Source organism: Streptomyces sp. CB01249 (assembly GCF_001905735.1).
Classification (GTDB): Bacteria; Actinomycetota; Actinomycetes; order Streptomycetales; family Streptomycetaceae; genus Streptomyces.
On the sequence record NZ_LISW01000002.1, the window covers coordinates 1,495,056 to 1,511,516 of the forward strand.

The 16,461-nt window shown below is 71.9% G+C and carries 18 protein-coding genes and 1 pseudogene; 17 read left to right on the forward strand and 2 right to left on the reverse strand.

Annotated features, from left to right (window positions below; genetic code table 11):
* The first annotated feature begins 39 nt into the window (after positions 1-39).
* From lepB (AMK18_RS15230) to AMK18_RS15285, 12 genes are all read left to right on the forward strand, one after another.
* The gene (gene lepB / locus AMK18_RS15230; protein ID WP_073863151.1) at positions 40-822 is read left to right on the forward strand and encodes a signal peptidase I; all 783 of its coding nucleotides are present in this window, start codon (positions 40-42) and stop codon (positions 820-822) included.
* Positions 815-1,876: a signal peptidase I gene (gene lepB, locus AMK18_RS15235; protein WP_073863152.1), complete on the forward strand. Its 1,062-nt coding sequence runs from the start codon at positions 815-817 to the stop codon at positions 1,874-1,876. The genes lepB (AMK18_RS15230) and lepB (AMK18_RS15235) overlap by 8 nt, the downstream gene beginning before the upstream one ends.
* Entirely contained in the window at positions 1,758-2,684 is a 927-nt protein-coding gene (gene lepB, locus AMK18_RS15240) for a signal peptidase I (RefSeq protein WP_073863255.1), read from the forward strand. Before lepB (AMK18_RS15235) ends, lepB (AMK18_RS15240) begins: the two co-directional genes overlap by 119 nt.
* Positions 2,681-3,538, forward strand: coding sequence for a signal peptidase I (lepB, locus tag AMK18_RS15245; protein ID WP_073863153.1), 858 nt, complete (start codon positions 2,681-2,683; stop codon positions 3,536-3,538). The genes lepB (AMK18_RS15240) and lepB (AMK18_RS15245) overlap by 4 nt, the downstream gene beginning before the upstream one ends.
* 51 nt (positions 3,539-3,589) lie before the next feature.
* Positions 3,590-4,339 carry a signal peptidase I gene (lepB, locus tag AMK18_RS15250; RefSeq protein WP_073863256.1) on the forward strand — a complete coding sequence of 250 codons (750 nt, stop codon included), beginning with the start codon at positions 3,590-3,592 and terminating at the stop codon, positions 4,337-4,339.
* Positions 4,329-4,817: an NUDIX hydrolase gene (locus AMK18_RS15255; protein ID WP_018102381.1), complete on the forward strand. Its 489-nt coding sequence runs from the start codon at positions 4,329-4,331 to the stop codon at positions 4,815-4,817. The genes lepB (AMK18_RS15250) and AMK18_RS15255 overlap by 11 nt, the downstream gene beginning before the upstream one ends.
* A 63-nt stretch (positions 4,818-4,880) precedes the next feature.
* On the forward strand, positions 4,881-5,189 hold the full coding sequence (locus tag AMK18_RS15260; RefSeq protein WP_018102380.1) for a DUF2469 domain-containing protein: 309 nt from the start codon (positions 4,881-4,883) through the stop codon (positions 5,187-5,189).
* A gap of 84 nt (positions 5,190-5,273) precedes the next feature.
* The gene (locus AMK18_RS15265; RefSeq protein WP_018102379.1) at positions 5,274-5,633 is read left to right on the forward strand and encodes a YraN family protein; all 360 of its coding nucleotides are present in this window, start codon (positions 5,274-5,276) and stop codon (positions 5,631-5,633) included.
* 1 nt (position 5,634) lies between these two features.
* Positions 5,635-7,260, forward strand: coding sequence for a YifB family Mg chelatase-like AAA ATPase (locus AMK18_RS15270; protein WP_073863154.1), 1,626 nt, complete (start codon positions 5,635-5,637; stop codon positions 7,258-7,260).
* Between the two features lie 92 nt (positions 7,261-7,352).
* The gene (gene dprA / locus AMK18_RS15275; protein WP_107422343.1) at positions 7,353-8,549 is read left to right on the forward strand and encodes a DNA-processing protein DprA; all 1,197 of its coding nucleotides are present in this window, start codon (positions 7,353-7,355) and stop codon (positions 8,547-8,549) included.
* Positions 8,550-8,744: 195 nt separating this feature from the next.
* On the forward strand, positions 8,745-9,581 hold the full coding sequence (gene whiG, locus AMK18_RS15280; protein WP_026171422.1) for an RNA polymerase sigma factor WhiG: 837 nt from the start codon (positions 8,745-8,747) through the stop codon (positions 9,579-9,581).
* 104 nt (positions 9,582-9,685) lie between these two features.
* Complete coding sequence (locus tag AMK18_RS15285) at positions 9,686-10,258, forward strand: TetR/AcrR family transcriptional regulator (protein WP_073863156.1); 573 nt, start codon at positions 9,686-9,688, stop codon at positions 10,256-10,258.
* Positions 10,259-10,533: 275 nt separating this feature from the next.
* Here the strand turns inward: AMK18_RS15285 and AMK18_RS15290 are convergent.
* Positions 10,534-10,953 (reverse strand): annotated as a pseudogene (locus AMK18_RS15290) (murein hydrolase activator EnvC family protein); the annotation flags it as partial.
* A 276-nt stretch (positions 10,954-11,229) separates the two neighbouring features.
* Between AMK18_RS15290 and rpsB the strand changes: the two are divergent.
* The 5 genes from rpsB (at position 11,230) to AMK18_RS15315 (ending at position 15,817) form a co-directional block, all read left to right on the forward strand.
* Positions 11,230-12,138, forward strand: coding sequence for a 30S ribosomal protein S2 (rpsB, locus tag AMK18_RS15295; protein WP_018102374.1), 909 nt, complete (start codon positions 11,230-11,232; stop codon positions 12,136-12,138).
* A gap of 97 nt (positions 12,139-12,235) precedes the next feature.
* Positions 12,236-13,072: a translation elongation factor Ts gene (gene tsf / locus AMK18_RS15300; RefSeq protein ID WP_018102373.1), complete on the forward strand. Its 837-nt coding sequence runs from the start codon at positions 12,236-12,238 to the stop codon at positions 13,070-13,072.
* A 156-nt stretch (positions 13,073-13,228) separates the two neighbouring features.
* Positions 13,229-14,005 carry a UMP kinase gene (pyrH, locus tag AMK18_RS15305; protein ID WP_018102372.1) on the forward strand — a complete coding sequence of 259 codons (777 nt, stop codon included), beginning with the start codon at positions 13,229-13,231 and terminating at the stop codon, positions 14,003-14,005.
* 157 nt (positions 14,006-14,162) lie between these two features.
* Positions 14,163-14,720: a ribosome recycling factor gene (frr, locus tag AMK18_RS15310; RefSeq protein WP_018102371.1), complete on the forward strand. Its 558-nt coding sequence runs from the start codon at positions 14,163-14,165 to the stop codon at positions 14,718-14,720.
* Positions 14,720-15,817 (forward strand): phosphatidate cytidylyltransferase, encoded by a 1,098-nt coding sequence (locus tag AMK18_RS15315; protein ID WP_026171421.1) that lies wholly within the window; start codon positions 14,720-14,722, stop codon positions 15,815-15,817. The genes frr and AMK18_RS15315 overlap by 1 nt, the downstream gene beginning before the upstream one ends.
* A gap of 65 nt (positions 15,818-15,882) precedes the next feature.
* Here the strand turns inward: AMK18_RS15315 and AMK18_RS15320 are convergent, their stop codons facing one another.
* Positions 15,883-16,419 carry a hypothetical protein gene (locus tag AMK18_RS15320; protein WP_018102369.1) on the reverse strand — a complete coding sequence of 179 codons (537 nt, stop codon included), beginning with the start codon at positions 16,417-16,419 and terminating at the stop codon, positions 15,883-15,885.
* Positions 16,420-16,461: the final 42 nt, after the last annotated feature.

Consider the following 16,461-nt stretch of genomic DNA (forward strand, 5'->3'; position numbering starts at 1 on the left):
TGCCTGGTCCACAGGGTGTCCGGTTAAGCTCTGGCCCCGATGGACACGCAAGCAGAACTTCAGGAGCGCGATCGCTCCTCCGCACCCGATACGGGTCCGGGGGAGGGGTCGCGCTCTTCGCGTGTCCGCGTCCGGCTCACCGCACCGAGGTCCTGGCGGCTGTCCTGGCGGGGCACGCTCGGGCTCGGCGCGGTCTGCGCGGTGTTCGTGCTCCTCTTCAGCACCTTCGTGGTGCAGCCCTTCCTGATCCCCAGCGGTTCGATGGAGCAGACGCTCCGGGTGGGCGACCGGGTGCTCGTCAACAAACTGGCGTACCGCTTCGGCGCCGTCCCCCGCCGCGGTGACGTGGTGGTCTTCGACGGCACCGGCTCGTTCGTACGCGAGGGGGCGGAGCAGAACCCCGTCACCGCGCTGCTGCACGGGGCCGCGGCGTCCCTCGGGCTCGCCGAGCCCGCCGAGACCGACTTCGTGAAGCGGGTGGTGGGCGTGGGGGGCGACCGGGTGGTCTGCTGCGACGTGCGGGGCCGGATCGAGGTGAACGGCCGGCCGCTGGACGAGGACTACCTCTTTCCCGGGGACGCGCCCTCGAAGGTGCCCTTCGACATCGTGGTGCCGGAGGGCACCCTGTGGATGATGGGCGACCACCGCTCCCGTTCCCGGGACTCCCGCGACCACCTGGGGGAGCCGGGCGGCGGCATGGTGCCGGTGGACCGGGTGGTCGGGCGGGTCGACTGGTTCGGCTGGCCGCTGGGCCGGGTCGGCTCGCTGCCGGGCACCGCCGCCTTCGACTCCGTACCGGCGCCCGGCCCGTCGCATGGGTAGCCACGGGCGCCACGGTGCCCCGGCGGCGGACGGAGGGGCGCGCTCCCTGCCCACCCGGGCCGAGCGGCGCAGGCTGGCCCGCAAGGTGCAGCGCAAGCGCCGCAGATCGGCGGCACGGGAGATCCCGCTGCTGATCATGGTGGCGCTGCTGATCGCGCTCGTCCTCAAGACCTTCCTCGTACAGGCGTTTGTGATCCCGTCCGGCTCGATGGAACAGACCATCCGGATCGGCGACCGGGTGCTCGTGGACAAGCTGACGCCCTGGTTCGGCTCGAAGCCGCAGCGCGGCGACGTCGTCGTGTTCCGCAACCCCTCGGACTGGCCGCCGCCGATCCAGGAGAGCCCCGGGGAGTCGCCCGTCGTCGTGAAGCAGGTGAAGCAGGTGCTCACCTTCGTCGGGCTGCTGCCCTCGGACGACGAGCAGGACCTCATCAAGCGGGTCGTGGCCGTCGGCGGCGACACCGTGAAGTGCTGCGCGTCGGACGGCAGGCTCCTCGTCAACGGCATGGCGGTCACGGAACCGTACGTCTATCCCGGGGATTCACCCTCCACCATCAAATTCGAGGTAAAGGTTCCGGAGGGCCGCCTCTTCGTCATGGGCGACCACCGCTCCAATTCCGCCGATTCGCGCTTCCACATGGACAAGACGGCGAACGGCACGATCTCCGAGGACGCGGTCGTGGGGCGGGCCAAATGGATCGTCTGGCCCTTCGGGCACTGGACCGGCCTGGAGCAGCGCTCGGCCTTCGCCTCGGTCCCGGACGCGCGTGCCGGTACGGCGGCCGCCTCGGGACCGTCGAATAGTGTGTCCAGTGATCCAGGCGGATTGATCCGGCTCCCGACCCCTGCGGAACTCCCGCTCGTTATGGGAGTGGTGGGCCTGCGTCGGCTAGGACGCGGGCGGTGGCACGGAGTAAGGAGTGGATGTGGGGGATTTGGCGGTCGGCGCACGATCCGGACACGACGAACCCGAGGACCGGCCGGGCCGTCCGGCACATTCCGAGCCCGCCGGAGCGGCGGAGGACGGGACGACGGTGAGCGGGACGGACAGTGACGGCGGCGCGTCCGGGGGCAGCACGGCCCGGAAGAAGAACCCCCGCCCGTTCTGGAAGGAGCTGCCGCTCCTCATCGGCGTCGCCCTCGTCCTGGCGCTGCTGATCAAGACGTTTCTGGTGCAGGCGTTCTCGATTCCGTCGGACTCGATGCAGAACACCTTGCAGCGGGGTGACCGGGTCCTGGTGGACAAGCTGACGCCGTGGTTCGGTTCGGAGCCGGAGCGCGGCGAGGTCGTCGTCTTCCACGACCCGGGCGGCTGGCTGGAGGACAGCCAGGCCCCCGAGCCGAACGCGGTGCAGAAGTTCCTCAGCTTCATCGGCCTCATGCCCTCGGCCGAGGAGAAGGACCTGATCAAGCGGGTCATCGCGATCGGCGGTGACACCGTGGAGTGCAAGAAGGGCGGCCCCGTCCAGGTCAACGGCAAGGCGCTGGACGACAAGTCCTTCATCTTCGCGGGCAACAGCGCCTGCGACGACGAGCCGTTCGGGCCGATCAAGGTGCCCAAGGGCCGGATCTGGGTCATGGGCGACCACCGGCAGAACTCCCTGGACTCGCGGTACCACCAGAACCTGCCGGGCAACGGCACCGTCTCCAACGACGAGGTGGTCGGCCGGGCCATCGTGATCGCGTGGCCGATCAGCCGCTGGGCGACCCTCCCGGTCCCGAAGACCTTCGACCAGCCAGGCATCAACGCCGCCGCCGCGGCGGCCCCCGGGGTGATCGGCCTCGCGGGGGCGGTGCCCCTGGTGCTCTGGCGCAGGCGGCGCCGGACCACGACCGCCGGCACAGTGAGGAACGACGCGTGAGCGACCTGGCAGACGGAACACAGTCCGAACAGGCGCGGTCCGCGGAGCCCTCGGCCGCCGAGCCTGCTTCCGCCGAGCCCGCGGCCGGCAAGAAGAAGAAAAGCCGGCCGTTCTGGAAGGAGCTGCCGCTCCTCATCGGTATCGCGCTGGTCCTGGCCCTGTTCATCAAGACGTTTCTGGTGCAGGCGTTCTCGATTCCGTCGGACTCGATGCAGAACACGTTGCAGCGGGGTGACCGGGTCCTGGTGGACAAGCTGACGCCGTGGTTCGGTTCGGAGCCGGAGCGTGGTGAGGTCGTCGTCTTCCACGACCCGGACAAGTGGCTCGAAGGCGAACCGACCCCGAAGCCCAACGCCGCGCAGAAGTTCCTGAGCTTCGTCGGGCTGATGCCGTCCGCCGAGGAGAAGGACCTGATCAAGCGGACGATCGCGGTCGCCGGTGACACCGTCGAGTGCAAGAAGGGCGGCCCCGTCGAGGTCAACGGCAAGGCGCTCACCGAGCCGTACGTCTTCGCCGGCAACAGCGCCTGCGACGACATGCCCTTCGGGCCGTTCAAGGTGCCGGACGGGAAGATCTGGGTCATGGGCGACCACCGCCAGGACTCGGCGGACTCCCGCTACCACACCGACGACGCCAACAAGGGCTTCGTTCCGGTGAGCCAGGTCGTGGGCCGGGCCGTGGTCGTCGCGTGGCCGGTGAACCGCTGGTCCGTGCTGTCCGTCCCGGACACCTTCGACCAGCCCGGGATCAGCGCCGCCGCCGGTGCCGCACCGGGCGTCCTGGGGCTCGCGGGCGCGGTGCCCTTCGTGATCCGGCGCAGGCGGAGGCTGACCGCCGGGCGTACTGCCGGGTAGGGTGCCCACGCGGATCAGCGCGATTGTCGATCTCCGATGGGGGACGCCGGTATGGGTGCAACAGGTCGTACGGACGACGGCCGCGGCCGGCTCGGCAGCAGGCTGTCCGGGGCGGCGGTGGCCCTCGGCTGCCTGCTCTTCCTCGGCGGCTTCGCCTGGGGCGCGTTCGTCTACCAGCCCTACACGGTGCCCACCGGGTCGATGACCCCGACGGTCGAGGCCGGCGACAAGGTCCTCGCGCAGCGCGTGGACGGCAGCGAGGTCCGGCGCGGTGACGTCGTGGTGTTCAACGACCCGGAGTGGGGCAACACCCCCATGGTGAAGCGGGTCGTCGGCGTCGGCGGCGACAAGGTCGCCTGCTGCGGCAAGGACGGCCGCCTCACGGTCAACGGCATACCCATGGACGAACCGTATCTGCGGTCACCCGGCCGCGCCTCGGCCCAGGACTTCACCGCCGAGGTCCCCAAGGGCCAGCTCTTCCTGCTGGGCGACGACCGCACGGTCTCGCTGGACTCCCGGGTCCACCTGGAGGACGCCATGCACGGCTCGGTGCCCCGGGACGCCGTGGAGTCCAGGATCGACGCCGTCGCCTGGCCGCTGGGCTCCATGATCGACCGGCCCGAGGCGTTCGCCGCGCTGCCGGGCGGCGTCTCGTCGGCCGGGCCGCTCGGGCTCCAGCTGACCTCGATGGTGGTGGGCATCGTGCTCATCCTGGGCGGGGCGGCGTACGGCCCGCTCGCGGCCCGGGCCGCCCGGCCCAAGCGGAGCGCGCAGCCGAAGGCGACCGCCGGTGTCCGCTGAGGTGCGCAGGGTCGCCCGCCTGGTGCTCCTCGATCCGGACGACCGGATTCTGCTGATGCACGGCTTCGAACCGGAGGACCCGGCCCGCACCTGGTGGTTCACCCCGGGCGGCGGCCTGGAGGGCGACGAGACCCATGAGCGGGCCGCGCTGCGCGAGCTGGCCGAGGAGACCGGGATCACCGAGGCCGAACTGGGCCCGGTGATCTGGCGGCGCCGGTGCTCCTTCGACTTCGACGGCAGACGATGGGACCAGGACGAGTGGTACTTCCTGGCCCGTACGGCACAGACCGCCACGGACACCAGCGGCCACACATGGCTGGAACGCCGCAGTGTCACGGGGCTGAGGTGGTGGACCTCCGCCGAACTGTCGGCGGCGCGTGAGACGGTGTACCCCACCGGGCTCGCCGACCTGCTCCGGAGGCTGCTCGAAGAGGGCCCTCCGCGTACGCCGGTGGACCTGGCCCCCGGAAGCGGCTGAGCGGCCGGGGCGCCGGAGCCCGGCGCACAATGGGGAAACGCACGGCTGAAGGGGAACATGCCAATGAGCGCCGAGGACCTCGAGAAGTACGAGACCGAGATGGAGCTGAAGCTCTACCGGGAGTACCGCGATGTCGTCGGTCTGTTCAAATTCGTGATCGAGACCGAACGGCGCTTCTACCTCACCAACGACTACGAGATGCAGGTGCACTCGGTCCAGGGCGAGGTGTTCTTCGAGGTGTCCATGGCGGACGCCTGGGTCTGGGACATGTACCGGCCCGCCCGGTTCGTGAAGCAGGTACGGGTGCTCACGTTCAAGGACGTCAACATCGAGGAGCTCAACAAGAGCGATCTCGAACTTCCAAGTGGCTGAGTTATCCACAATCGCCCGCTTGTCCACCAAGATCCACTGAAGTAGGGCGGACGCGTCAGAGTCGGTGCCGGAGGTGGTGCCGATATGAACGCACGGGGGGCTCTCGGGCGGTACGGCGAGGACCTGGCGGCGCGGCTGCTGGCCGACGCCGGCATGTCCGTACTGGAACGGAACTGGCGCTGTCGCGCCGGTGAGATCGACATCGTCGCGATGGACGGGGACGCGCTCGTCATCTGCGAGGTGAAGACCCGCAGATCGGGTGCGTACGAGCATCCGATGGCCGCGGTCACCCCGGCGAAGGCCGAGCGGCTGCGCCGGCTGGCCGCGCTCTGGCTGGAGCGGCACGGCGGCCCGCCGCCGGGCGGGGTGCGCATCGACCTGGTCGGGGTGGTGCTGCCCGAACGCGGCGCGCCCCTGGCCGAGCACGCGCGGGGGGTGGCCTGAAATGGGGTTCGCACGTGCCTGCTCGGTCGCCCTGGTCGGCGTCGAGGGCGTGGTGGTGGAGGTCCAGGCGGACCTGGAGGCCGGTGTGGCGGCGTTCACGCTGGTGGGGCTGCCCGACAAGAGCCTGGTGGAGAGCCGGGACCGGGTCAGGGCGGCCGTGGTCAACTCCGGGGCCGAGTGGCCGCAGAAGAAGCTCACCGTGGGGCTCTCCCCGGCCTCGGTGCCCAAGGGCGGCTCGGGCTTCGATTTGGCCGTGGCCTGCGCGGTTCTCGGTGCGGCGGAGCGGATCGACCCTCAGTCGATCGCCGATGTGGTGATGATCGGGGAGCTGGGGCTCGACGGCCGGGTGCGTCCGGTACGGGGTGTGCTCCCCGCGGTCCTGGCGGCGGCCGACGCCGGATACCGCCAGGTGGTCGTCCCGGAACAGACCGCGGGCGAGGCGGCCCTCGTCCCCGGCGTCTCCGTGCTCGGGGTGCGCAGCCTGCGGCAGCTGATCGCGGTGCTGTGCGACGAACCGGTGCCGGACGAGCAGCGGGCCGAGGAGGAGGGCCGCCCCGATCCGATGCTCGCCGGGCTGATGGTGCCCGGCGCCGGACTGGGCACCGGCCTCACCAGGGGCCCGGCGGCCGGGGACGGGGCCCGGCCGGACCTGGCGGACGTGGCGGGCCAGGAGCGGCCGCGCAAGGCCCTGGAGATCGCCGCGGCCGGCGGCCACCATCTGCTGCTGACCGGTCCGCCGGGCGCGGGCAAGACCATGCTGGCCGAGCGCATGCCCGCGATCCTGCCGCCGCTCACCCGGCAGGAGTCCCTCGAAGTGACCGCCGTCCACTCGGTGGCCGGCATCCTGCCGCCGGGCGAGCCCCTGATCGCCCGGCCGCCGTACTGCGCGCCGCACCACTCGGCGACCATGCAGTCGCTGGTCGGCGGCGGCAACGGACTGCCCAGGCCGGGTGCCGTCTCGCTCGCCCATCGCGGAATCCTCTTCCTGGACGAGGCGCCCGAGTTCTCCGTGAAGACACTGGACGCGCTGCGCCAGCCCCTGGAGTCCGGGCACGTCGTGGTGGCCCGCAGTGCGGGGGTGGTCCGGCTTCCGGCCCGCTTCCTGATGGTGCTCGCCGCCAACCCGTGCCCCTGTGGGCGGCACACCCTGAGCGGTGAGGGCTGCGAGTGCCCGCCGTCGGCGGTGCGGCGGTATCAGGCCAGGCTCTCCGGGCCGCTGCTCGACCGGGTGGACCTCAGGGTGACCGTCGCCCCGGTCACGCGGGAGGACCTGATGGGGCGGGGTGGCCGGGGCGAGTCCACGGAGACCGTCGCCGCCCGGGTGCGGGAGGCCCGGGAGCGCGCGGCCGAGCGGCTGGCCGGGACGCCCTGGACGACCAACAGCGAGGTGCCGGGACACGAGCTGCGGACCCGGCTGGCCGCGGCCCCGGGCGCGCTGATGGCGGCCGAGCGGGACATGGAGCGCGGGCTGCTCACGGCCCGGGGCCTGGACCGGGTGCTGCGGGTGGCGTGGACGGTCGCGGACCTGCGCGGCGCGGCCCGCCCGGACGCGTCGGACGTGGCCGCCGCCCTGGAGCTGCGCAGCGGCATCCCGCGCGGGGTGCCGCTGGGGGCGGGGGCGCCGTGACGGGGCACGGGGGAGGCGAGCTCGCGTACGGCGCGGACCGGGGTGCGGGCGGGGGCGCGGGCCCGGCGGATCGCGGGGGTCCGGTGGACCGTGTGGACCCGGCGGATCGCGCGGGTTCGGCGGCGGCCGGGGGCGCGGGCGCGGCGGAGCGGCTGGCGCGGGCGGCGTTGACCCGGGTGCTGGAGCCCGGCGACGAGCGGGGCGGGCGGTGGCTGCGGGAGTGCGGCGCGGTCGGGCTGTGGCGGCGCATCACCGACCCGGCCGGAGAGGCGGAGCGGCTGCGCGGCATGACGGTGCGGCGGCTCGCGGGCTACCGGCTCCGGGCCGCCCGGGCCGACCCGGAGCGGGACCTGGCCGCCGTCGCCGCGGTCGGCGGGCGCTTCGTCTGCCCCGGCGACCGCGAGTGGCCGACTCAGCTGGACGACCTGGGCGACGCGCGGCCGACCGGGCTGTGGGTGCGCGGCGGGCCCGATCTGCGGCTCTGGGCGCTGCGCTCGGTCGCCGTGGTCGGCGCCCGCGCCTGCACCCCGTACGGGGCCCACATGGCGACGACACTGGGCGCGGGGCTCGCGGAGCGCGGCTGGGTGGTGGTCTCGGGCGCCGCCTTCGGGGTGGACGGCGCGGCGCACCGGGGTGCGCTGGCGGCGGGCGGGGCGACGGTGGCGGTGCTGGCCTGCGGGGTGGACGTGGCCTATCCGCCGGGCCATGCCGAGCTCATCGCCCGGGTGGCCGGGCAGGGGCTCGTCATCGGTGAGCTCCCGCCGTCCGAGCACCCGACGCGCAGCCGGTTCGTCCTGCGGAACAGGGTGATCGCCGCGTTGACGCGGGGGACGGTGGTCGTGGAGGCGGAGTACCGCAGCGGTTCGCTGGTGACGGCGCGGGTCGCGCAGCGGCTGGGGCGCTTCACCATGGGGGTTCCGGGGCCGGCGACCAGCGGTCTGTCGGCCGGTGTCCACGAACTCCTGCGCGGGGAGGGCGTGCTGGTGACGGACGCCGCCGAAGTGGCCGAGCTGGTGGGCGACATCGGGGACCTGGCGCCGTCCAGGAGCGGTCCGGTGCTGGCCCGGGACCTGCTGGACGCCGTCGCCGGGCGGGTGCTGGACGCGTTGCCGGCGCGCTCCGCCGTCGATGCCCGGGAGGTGGCGCGGGGCGCGGGGACCAGCGCCGACGAGGCCCTCGGCAAGCTGTACGAACTGCTCTCACTGGGATACGTCGAACGTGTGGGTGAGGGATGGAGGTTGACGCGGAGGCCGACTTGCCGGGACGACGCGCGGCGAGGCGGTTCTTGACCTGGGGCATTCGGGTGAAAAGGTGATGCCGATGACCTCGGCGGACGCTTCTGCGGTGACTCCGGGGCCGGTGAGCGCCGGGTCTCCATCCCTTATCCTGCGCGCACCGCGACAGCCCAGTCACGCTACGCTCACAAGGATTCCGCCCCAGAGACAAGTCCCAGTACTTCACGGCAGAACGGCTCAAGGCACCACATGCCCCCTCACACCTCCGGGTCTGACCGCGCGGCAGTACCACCGGCTGCGCGTGGCACTGTGCGCCCTCCCGCCCCGTCCTCGCTCGACGAGTTGTGGCGCTCGTACAAGACGACCGGCGACGAGCGGCTGCGGGAGCAGCTGATCCTGCACTACTCGCCCCTGGTCAAGTACGTCGCCGGGCGGGTGAGCGTGGGCCTGCCGTCCAACGTCGAGCAGGCGGACTTCGTCTCGTCCGGGGTGTTCGGGCTGATCGACGCGATCGAGAAGTTCGACGTCGAACGGGCCATCAAGTTCGAGACGTACGCGATCACCCGCATCCGGGGCGCGATGATCGACGAACTCCGGGCACTGGACTGGATCCCGCGCTCCGTGCGGCAGAAGGCGCGCGCCGTCGAACGCGCCTACGCGACGCTGGAGGCGCAGCTGCGCCGCACCCCCTCCGAGGCGGAGGTCGCGGCGGAGATGGACGTCACGCTGGACGAACTGCACGCCGTCTTCAGCCAGTTGTCCCTGGCCAACGTGGTCGCGCTGGAAGAGCTGCTGCATGTGGGCGGCGAGGGCGGGGACCGGCTGAGCCTGATGGACACGCTGGAGGACACCGCCGCCGACGACCCGGTGGAGGTGGCGGAGGACCGGGAGCTCAGACGGCTGCTCGCCCGGGCGATCAACACCCTCCCGGACCGCGAGAAGACGGTCGTCACGCTCTACTACTACGAGGGCCTGACCCTCGCCGAGATCGGCAACGTCCTCGGGGTCACCGAGAGCCGGGTCAGCCAGATCCACACCAAGTCGGTGCTCCAGCTCCGCGCGAAGCTGGCGGACGCCGGGCGCTGAGCCGGTGCGCGGGGGATCCGGACCCGGTCACCTCGGCCCGCGCGGGTACCGCTCGGCGGCGGTCGCCGTAGAGTGGAGTCGTGCCCAGGATTCGAGCGGCCTCCGTGGCCGAGCACCGGACCATGCAGCGCGGCGCCCTCCTGGACGCAGCGCGCTCCCTGCTGTCCGAAGGCGGCACGGAAGCGCTGACCTTCCCCGCCCTCGCCGAACGCACGGGCCTCGCCCGGTCCTCCGTCTACGAGTACTTCCGTTCCCGCGCCGCCGTCGTGGAGGAGCTCTGCGCCGTCGACTTCCCCGTCTGGGCGGCCGAGGTGGAGAGCGCGATGGAGCGGGCGGGGACGCCCGAGGAGAAGATCGAAGCGTACGTCCGGCGCCAGCTCGACCTGGTCGGGGACCGGCGCCACCGGGCCGTGGTCGCGATCTCCGCCAGCGAACTGGACGCGGGCGCCCGCGAGAAGATCCGGGCCGCGCACGGCGGGCTCATCGCCATGATCGTGGAGGCGCTCGGCGACCTCGGCCACGCGGAGCCCCGCCTCGCGGCCATGCTGCTCCAGGGCTCCGTGGACGCCGCCGTCCGGCGCATCGAGCTGACCGTGGCGGAGGAGCCCGGGGTTATCGCCGACACCGCCGTCGCCATGATCCTCGACGGCGTCCGGGGCGCCGGCACCCGCGACTGACCCCGCCGCGTCGGCACCCGCGACCGGCCCCACCGCGCCGGGCCCCATCGCGTCGCCCGACGCCACGGCGCGGCGAGCGCCACCAGCAGGGCGGGTCCGACGGCCCCGTGCGCTGCCGGCGCCCCCGCCCTCGGCGGCTCCGGCAGCGGCACCCTGTACACCGGCAGCAGGCGCGAAGGGCCGTGCCGCAGCAGTGACGGGGGCAGCAGCGAGAGCGGGTCCAGATACGCCTCCCCCCGGCGCAGCCCCCAGTGCAGGCAGCCCGCCGCGCAGTGGAACGGCCCCGCCTCCAGCATGGCCACCACCTGGCCCGCCGCGACCTCGTCGCCCTCCGCGACCAGCGGGCGCACCGGCTCGTACGTCGTCCGCAGCGGCGGGTCGCCCGTGCCCGCGAGCTCGACGGAGACCACCCCGCGCCCGGCGACCGCCCCCGCGAACGACACCCGGCCCGCGGCGGCCGCCAGCACCTCGGTGCCCGGCGCGGCGGCCAGGTCCACGCCCCGGTGGCCCGGCCCGTAGGGACCGGCGGGCGGCTCCCATCCCCGTACGACCGAAGGGCGCCCGGCCAGCGGCCAGGCCCGCTCCCCGCCGTCCGCCGCCACGGCGGTGCCCGGCCACCCGCCCCACGCCGTCAGCGCGGCGAGCACCACGGCCCAGGGCAGCCACCACCGTGCCCGTTCGCATGTGATTCGCATGGCGCCACCGTCCCCCGGACCCCGCCCGCGTGGGGATCATGAGCCGGATCTGTGGACTACCGGCCGGTTGTGGACAACGCCGTCACCCGGGACCCGGACGGTCCCGTACACTTCTTCAGGCGACCCGGGTCACCGGGTCGACTTCGCACGCCCCGCCACCACCGGTTCCACGGAGGTGGCCGCGCCCCTCGGTCCCTTGCGGCACGGCGCGCCGGGGCGTCAGGCGCGACAGCAATCCTGCTGCCGCGGCAACCGAGAAAACCAAGGAGTACGGCCATGGCCGTCGTCACGATGCGGGAGCTGCTGGAGAGCGGCGTCCACTTCGGTCACCAGACCCGTCGCTGGAACCCGAAGATGAAGCGCTTCATCTTCACCGAGCGCAACGGCATCTACATCATCGACCTGCTCCAGTCGCTGTCGTACATCGACCGCGCCTACGAGTTCGTCAAGGAGACCGTCGCGCACGGCGGCTCCATCATGTTCGTGGGTACGAAGAAGCAGGCCCAGGAGGCCATCGCCGAGCAGGCGACGCGCGTCGGCATGCCGTACGTCAACCAGCGCTGGCTCGGTGGCATGCTCACCAACTTCTCCACCGTCTACAAGCGCCTCCAGCGCCTGAAGGAGCTGGAGCTCATCGACTTCGAGGACGTGGCCGCCTCCGGCCTCACCAAGAAGGAGCTCCTGGTCCTCTCCCGCGAGAAGGCCAAGCTGGAGAAGACCCTCGGTGGTATCCGCGAGATGCAGAAGGTGCCGAGCGCCGTCTGGGTCGTCGACACCAAGAAGGAGCACATCGCCGTCGGTGAGGCGCGCAAGCTCCACATCCCGGTCGTCGCGATCCTCGACACCAACTGCGACCCCGACGAGGTCGACTACAAGATTCCGGGCAACGACGACGCGATCCGCTCCGTCACCCTGCTCACCCGCGTGATCGCCGACGCCGTCGCCGAGGGCCTCATCGCCCGCTCCGGCGCCGCCACCGGCGACTCGAAGCCGGGCGAGAAGGCCGCCGGCGAGCCCCTCGCCGAGTGGGAGCGTGACCTGCTCGAGGGCGACAAGAAGGCCGACGCCGAGGTCCAGTCCTCCGCCGAGACCGAGAAGGCCGCCGACGCCGACGCGAAGCCGGAGGCCATCGCCGCCGACGCCGAGCAGGCCGAGGCCCCGGCCGCGGACGCCGAGCAGGCCTGACACCCGTCACGGCTGAAGACGGCGGGGGCCGGTGCACTGGCACCGCCCCCGCCGTCCACCCGTAGATCTTTCAGACTTCGAGAGAGAACACAGACTCATGGCGAACTACACCGCCGCTGACGTCAAGAAGCTCCGCGAGCTCACCGGCGCCGGCATGATGGACTGCAAGAAGGCGCTCGACGAGGCCGACGGCAACGTCGACGCCGCCGTCGAGGCGCTGCGTATCAAGGGCCAGAAGGGCGTCGCCAAGCGCGAGGGCCGTTCCGCCGAGAACGGCGCGGTCGTCTCCCTCGTCTCCGAGGACAAGACCTCCGGCGTTCTGGTCGAGCTCAAGTGCGAGACCGACTTCGTCGCCAAGGGCGACAAGTTCCAGGCCGTCGCCAACGCCCTCGCCGCGCACGTCGCCGCGACCTCCCCGGCCGACATCGAGGCGCTGCTCGCCTCCGAGATCGAGCCCGGCAAGACCGTCCAGGCGTACGTGGACGAGGCCAACGCCAACCTCGGCGAGAAGATCGTCCTGGACCGCTTCGCGCAGTTCCAGGGTGCCTTCGTCTCGGTCTACATGCACCGCACCATGCCCGACCTGCCCCCGCAGATCGGTGTGATGGTCGAGCTGGACAAGGCCGACGCCGACCTGGCCAAGGGCCTCGCCCAGCACATCGCCGCCTTCGCGCCGAAGTACCTCTCCCGCGAGGACGTCCCGGCCGAGGTCGTCGAGGCCGAGCGCCGCGTCGCCGAGGAGACCACCCGCGCCGAGGGCAAGCCCGAGGCCGCCCTCCCGAAGATCGTCGAGGGTCGCGTCAACGGCTTCTTCAAGGAGGCCACCCTCCTCGGCCAGCCGTACGCGCTGGACAACAAGAAGTCGGTCCAGAAGGTTCTGGACGAGGCCGGTGTCACCCTGAAGCGCTTCACGCGTATCAAGGTCGGCATCTGAGTCCGTCCGCGAAAAACGGCGGACCCGGTAGGGTCTGGTGCAGTCGACGGCCGCACACCGCCGTACGACCGCAGATCTGACGAGGAGGCCATTGCCGCAAGGGACACCAGACCCATCGGCAATGGCCTTCTTCGTATGTGCACGAGGAGAATCCCCATGAACAAGGGCGCGGACGCCGCCAAAGACGACGACAAGCGCGAGGACGGCAAGGTACGCGGACGCTTCATGCTGAAGCTGTCCGGAGAGGCGTTCGCCGGCGGCGGGGGCCTCGGTGTCGACCCCGACGTCGTGCACGCCATCGCCCGCGAGATCGCGGCCGTCGTCCGGGACGGCGCGGAGATCGCGGTCGTCATCGGCGGCGGCAACTTCTTCCGCGGCGCCGAGCTCCAGCAGCGGGGCATGGACCGGGCGCGCTCCGACTACATGGGCATGCTCGGCACCGTGATGAACTGCCTCGCCCTCCAGGACTTCCTGGAGAAGGAGGGCATCGACTCCCGCGTCCAGACCGCCATCACCATGGGCCAGGTCGCGGAGCCGTACATCCCGCTGCGTGCCGTGCGGCACCTGGAGAAGGGCCGCGTCGTGATCTTCGGCGCGGGCATGGGCATGCCCTACTTCTCCACCGACACCACCGCCGCCCAGCGCGCCCTGGAGATCGACGCCGAGGCGCTGCTCATGGGGAAGAACGGCGTGGACGGGGTCTACGACTCCGACCCGAAGACCAACCCCGCCGCGGTCAAGTTCGACGCGCTGGAGTACAGCGAGGTGCTCGCCCGCGACCTCAAGGTCGCCGACGCCACCGCCATCACGCTCTGCCGTGACAACGAGCTGCCCATCCTCGTCTTCGAGCTCACCGCCGCAGGCAATATCGCCCGCGCCGTCAAGGGTGAGAAGATCGGCACGCTCGTGAGCGACCAGGACACCCGCGCCTGACCACCGGCGCGTCCACCGGTGAGGCCCGGTGGAACAGGGGCGCGGGACCGCCCCGGAAGATGGACAACGGCCTGCCGGTCGGACACCGTGCAGGTGAGGACGCGACGCAGGACCCGCCGGGCCCGCCGGGCCCGTTCAAGACACGCAGGAGCACGTGGTGATCGAAGAAACCCTCCTCGAGGCCGAGGAGAAGATGGAGAAGGCCGTCGTCGTCGCGAAAGAGGACTTCGCCGCGATCCGCACCGGCCGTGCGCACCCGGCGATGTTCAACAAGATCGTCGCCGACTACTACGGTGCGCCGACCCCGATCAACCAGCTGGCCTCGTTCTCGGTGCCCGAGCCCCGTATGGCCGTCGTGACGCCGTTCGACAAGACCGCGCTGCGCAACATCGAGCAGGCCATCCGCGACTCGGACCTCGGCGTCAACCCGAGCAACGACGGCAATATCATCCGGGTCAACTTCCCCGAGCTGACCGAGGAGCGCCGCCGCGACTACATCAAGGTCGCGAAGACGAAGGCCGAGGACTCCAAGATCTCGATCCGCGCCGTCCGCCGCAAGGCCAAGGAAGCGCTCGACAAGCTGGTCAAGGACAAGGAGTCCGGCGAGGACGAGGTGCGCCGCGCCGAGAAGGAGCTCGACGACACCACCGCGAAGTACGTCGCGCAGGTGGACGAGCTGCTGAAGCACAAGGAAGCCGAGCTGCTCGAAGTCTGATGAACGACTCTTCCTGGGGCGCTCCGCAGGGCGCCGGCCACCGGGTCGCGCCGGAGATGCAGGGTGCTGCGGCGGGTCCTGCCTACGATGTGCACGACGCCCAGCAGACTCGGCCCATGCCCATCGTGCCGGACGTTCCCGACGCAGGTAGAGACGCTGAAGACCGTGATCACCGGGACCAGGGGGCCGGACGCCTGAGCGGCGGCCCCCTGTTCCGCGACGAGAAGCCGCAGGAGCCCATGCCGACCGCGCCGCCGCCCCCGCCCCCGCCGCCGCAGAAGAAGCGCGCGGGCCGGGACCTGGGAGCCGCCATAGGGGTCGGCCTGGGGCTCGGTGCCCTGGTCGTCGTCTCGCTCTTCGTCGTCAAGGCCGTCTTCGTCGGCGTCATCGTGCTCGCCGTCGTGGTCGGCCTGTGGGAGCTCACCTCCCGGCTGGAGGAGCGCAAGGGCATCAAGGCGCCCCTCGTGCCGCTCGCCGTCGGCGGCGCCGCCATGGTGATCGCCGGGTACGCGCGCGGGGCCGAGGGCGCCTGGGTCGCCATGGCCCTGACCGCCCTGGCGGTGCTCGTGTGGCGGATGGCGCAGCCGCCCGAGGACTACCTCAGGGACGTCACGGCGGGCATCTTCGCCGCGTTCTACGTGCCCTTCCTGGCCACCTTCGTCGCCATGCTCCTGACCGCCGACGACGGCCCGCAGCGGGTGCTGACCTTCCTGCTGCTGACCGTGGTCAGCGACACGGGGGCGTACGCGGTCGGCTGGCGGTTCGGCAAGCACAAGCTGGCTCCGCGCATCAGCCCCGGCAAGACCCGCGAGGGCCTGTTCGGGGCGGTCACCTTCGCCATGGTGGCCGGTGCGCTGTGCATGCAGTTCCTGATCGACGACGGTTCCTGGTGGCAGGGGCTGCTGCTGGGCCTCGCGGTCGCGGCCAGCGCCACCCTGGGCGACCTGGGCGAGTCCATGATCAAGCGGGACCTCGGGATCAAGGACATGGGCACGCTGCTGCCCGGCCACGGCGGGATCATGGACCGGCTGGACTCGCTGCTGCCGACCGCCCCGGTGGTGTGGCTGCTGCTGGTGCTGTTCGTCGGCTCCGGCTGAGACCGGCGTCCGTACATGGCTGAGGGGCTACCGCTCGCGAGCGGTAGCCCCTCAGCCATGTGGCGTCAGCCCTGTTCGCGCAGCGCCACCCGCATGTCGCGGTAGAGGGCCACCGCCCGGCGGCGCATCCACAGGATCCAGGCACAGAACACCGCCACGAAGGCGGCGAAGAGCAGGGCGTACCCGAGGGAGCCACCGGTGGCGCCGAGGACGAGCAGACCGATCGCGACCAGGCCCATGGCGCCCAGCCAGTACGGCAGCCACCGCCTGCTCCGCTCGATCCGGCCCAGCTGGTCGTCGACGAGCCGCCGCAGCACGGCCCGCTCCCGCGGGTCGCGCGGCACCTCGTGGTGGCGGATCTTCCGCAGGAGCCCGGCGACGGCGCTCGGGGAGGCGCCCGTGACCCGGCTCGTCCGCCTCCGCTGGAGGGCCACGGCCACCATCACGACGACGGTGTAGACGGCGCCCTGGACCAGCCACATGGCCGGGGGGTCGTCGTGGCGCAACAGCGCGTTCAGGCCCACACCGAGTCCGAAGACCACCAGGCCCTGACCGATCAGGCTGTCGTTGAACCAGTGTTTGACGGTGTGCACGGCACCCACCTCCCGCGGCGGCTTCGGAACTCCCTGTGCTGTCCCGGTTAC

What these genes read in the sequence shown, in the direction of transcription:
- lepB (WP_073863151.1), top strand. Translation starts at nt 40, where the DNA reads ATGGACACGCAAGCAGAACTTCAGGAGCGCGATCGCTCCTCCGCACCC.
- lepB (WP_073863152.1), top strand. Translation starts at nt 815, where the DNA reads ATGGGTAGCCACGGGCGCCACGGTGCCCCGGCGGCGGACGGAGGGGCG.
- lepB (WP_073863256.1), top strand. Translation starts at nt 3,590, where the DNA reads ATGGGTGCAACAGGTCGTACGGACGACGGCCGCGGCCGGCTCGGCAGC.
- AMK18_RS15260 (WP_018102380.1), top strand. Translation starts at nt 4,881, where the DNA reads ATGAGCGCCGAGGACCTCGAGAAGTACGAGACCGAGATGGAGCTGAAG.
- AMK18_RS15265 (WP_018102379.1), top strand. Translation starts at nt 5,274, where the DNA reads ATGAACGCACGGGGGGCTCTCGGGCGGTACGGCGAGGACCTGGCGGCG.
- AMK18_RS15270 (WP_073863154.1), top strand. Translation starts at nt 5,635, where the DNA reads ATGGGGTTCGCACGTGCCTGCTCGGTCGCCCTGGTCGGCGTCGAGGGC.
- whiG (WP_026171422.1), top strand. Translation starts at nt 8,745, where the DNA reads ATGCCCCCTCACACCTCCGGGTCTGACCGCGCGGCAGTACCACCGGCT.
- rpsB (WP_018102374.1), top strand. Translation starts at nt 11,230, where the DNA reads ATGGCCGTCGTCACGATGCGGGAGCTGCTGGAGAGCGGCGTCCACTTC.
- tsf (WP_018102373.1), top strand. Translation starts at nt 12,236, where the DNA reads ATGGCGAACTACACCGCCGCTGACGTCAAGAAGCTCCGCGAGCTCACC.
- pyrH (WP_018102372.1), top strand. Translation starts at nt 13,229, where the DNA reads ATGAACAAGGGCGCGGACGCCGCCAAAGACGACGACAAGCGCGAGGAC.
- AMK18_RS15315 (WP_026171421.1), top strand. Translation starts at nt 14,720, where the DNA reads ATGAACGACTCTTCCTGGGGCGCTCCGCAGGGCGCCGGCCACCGGGTC.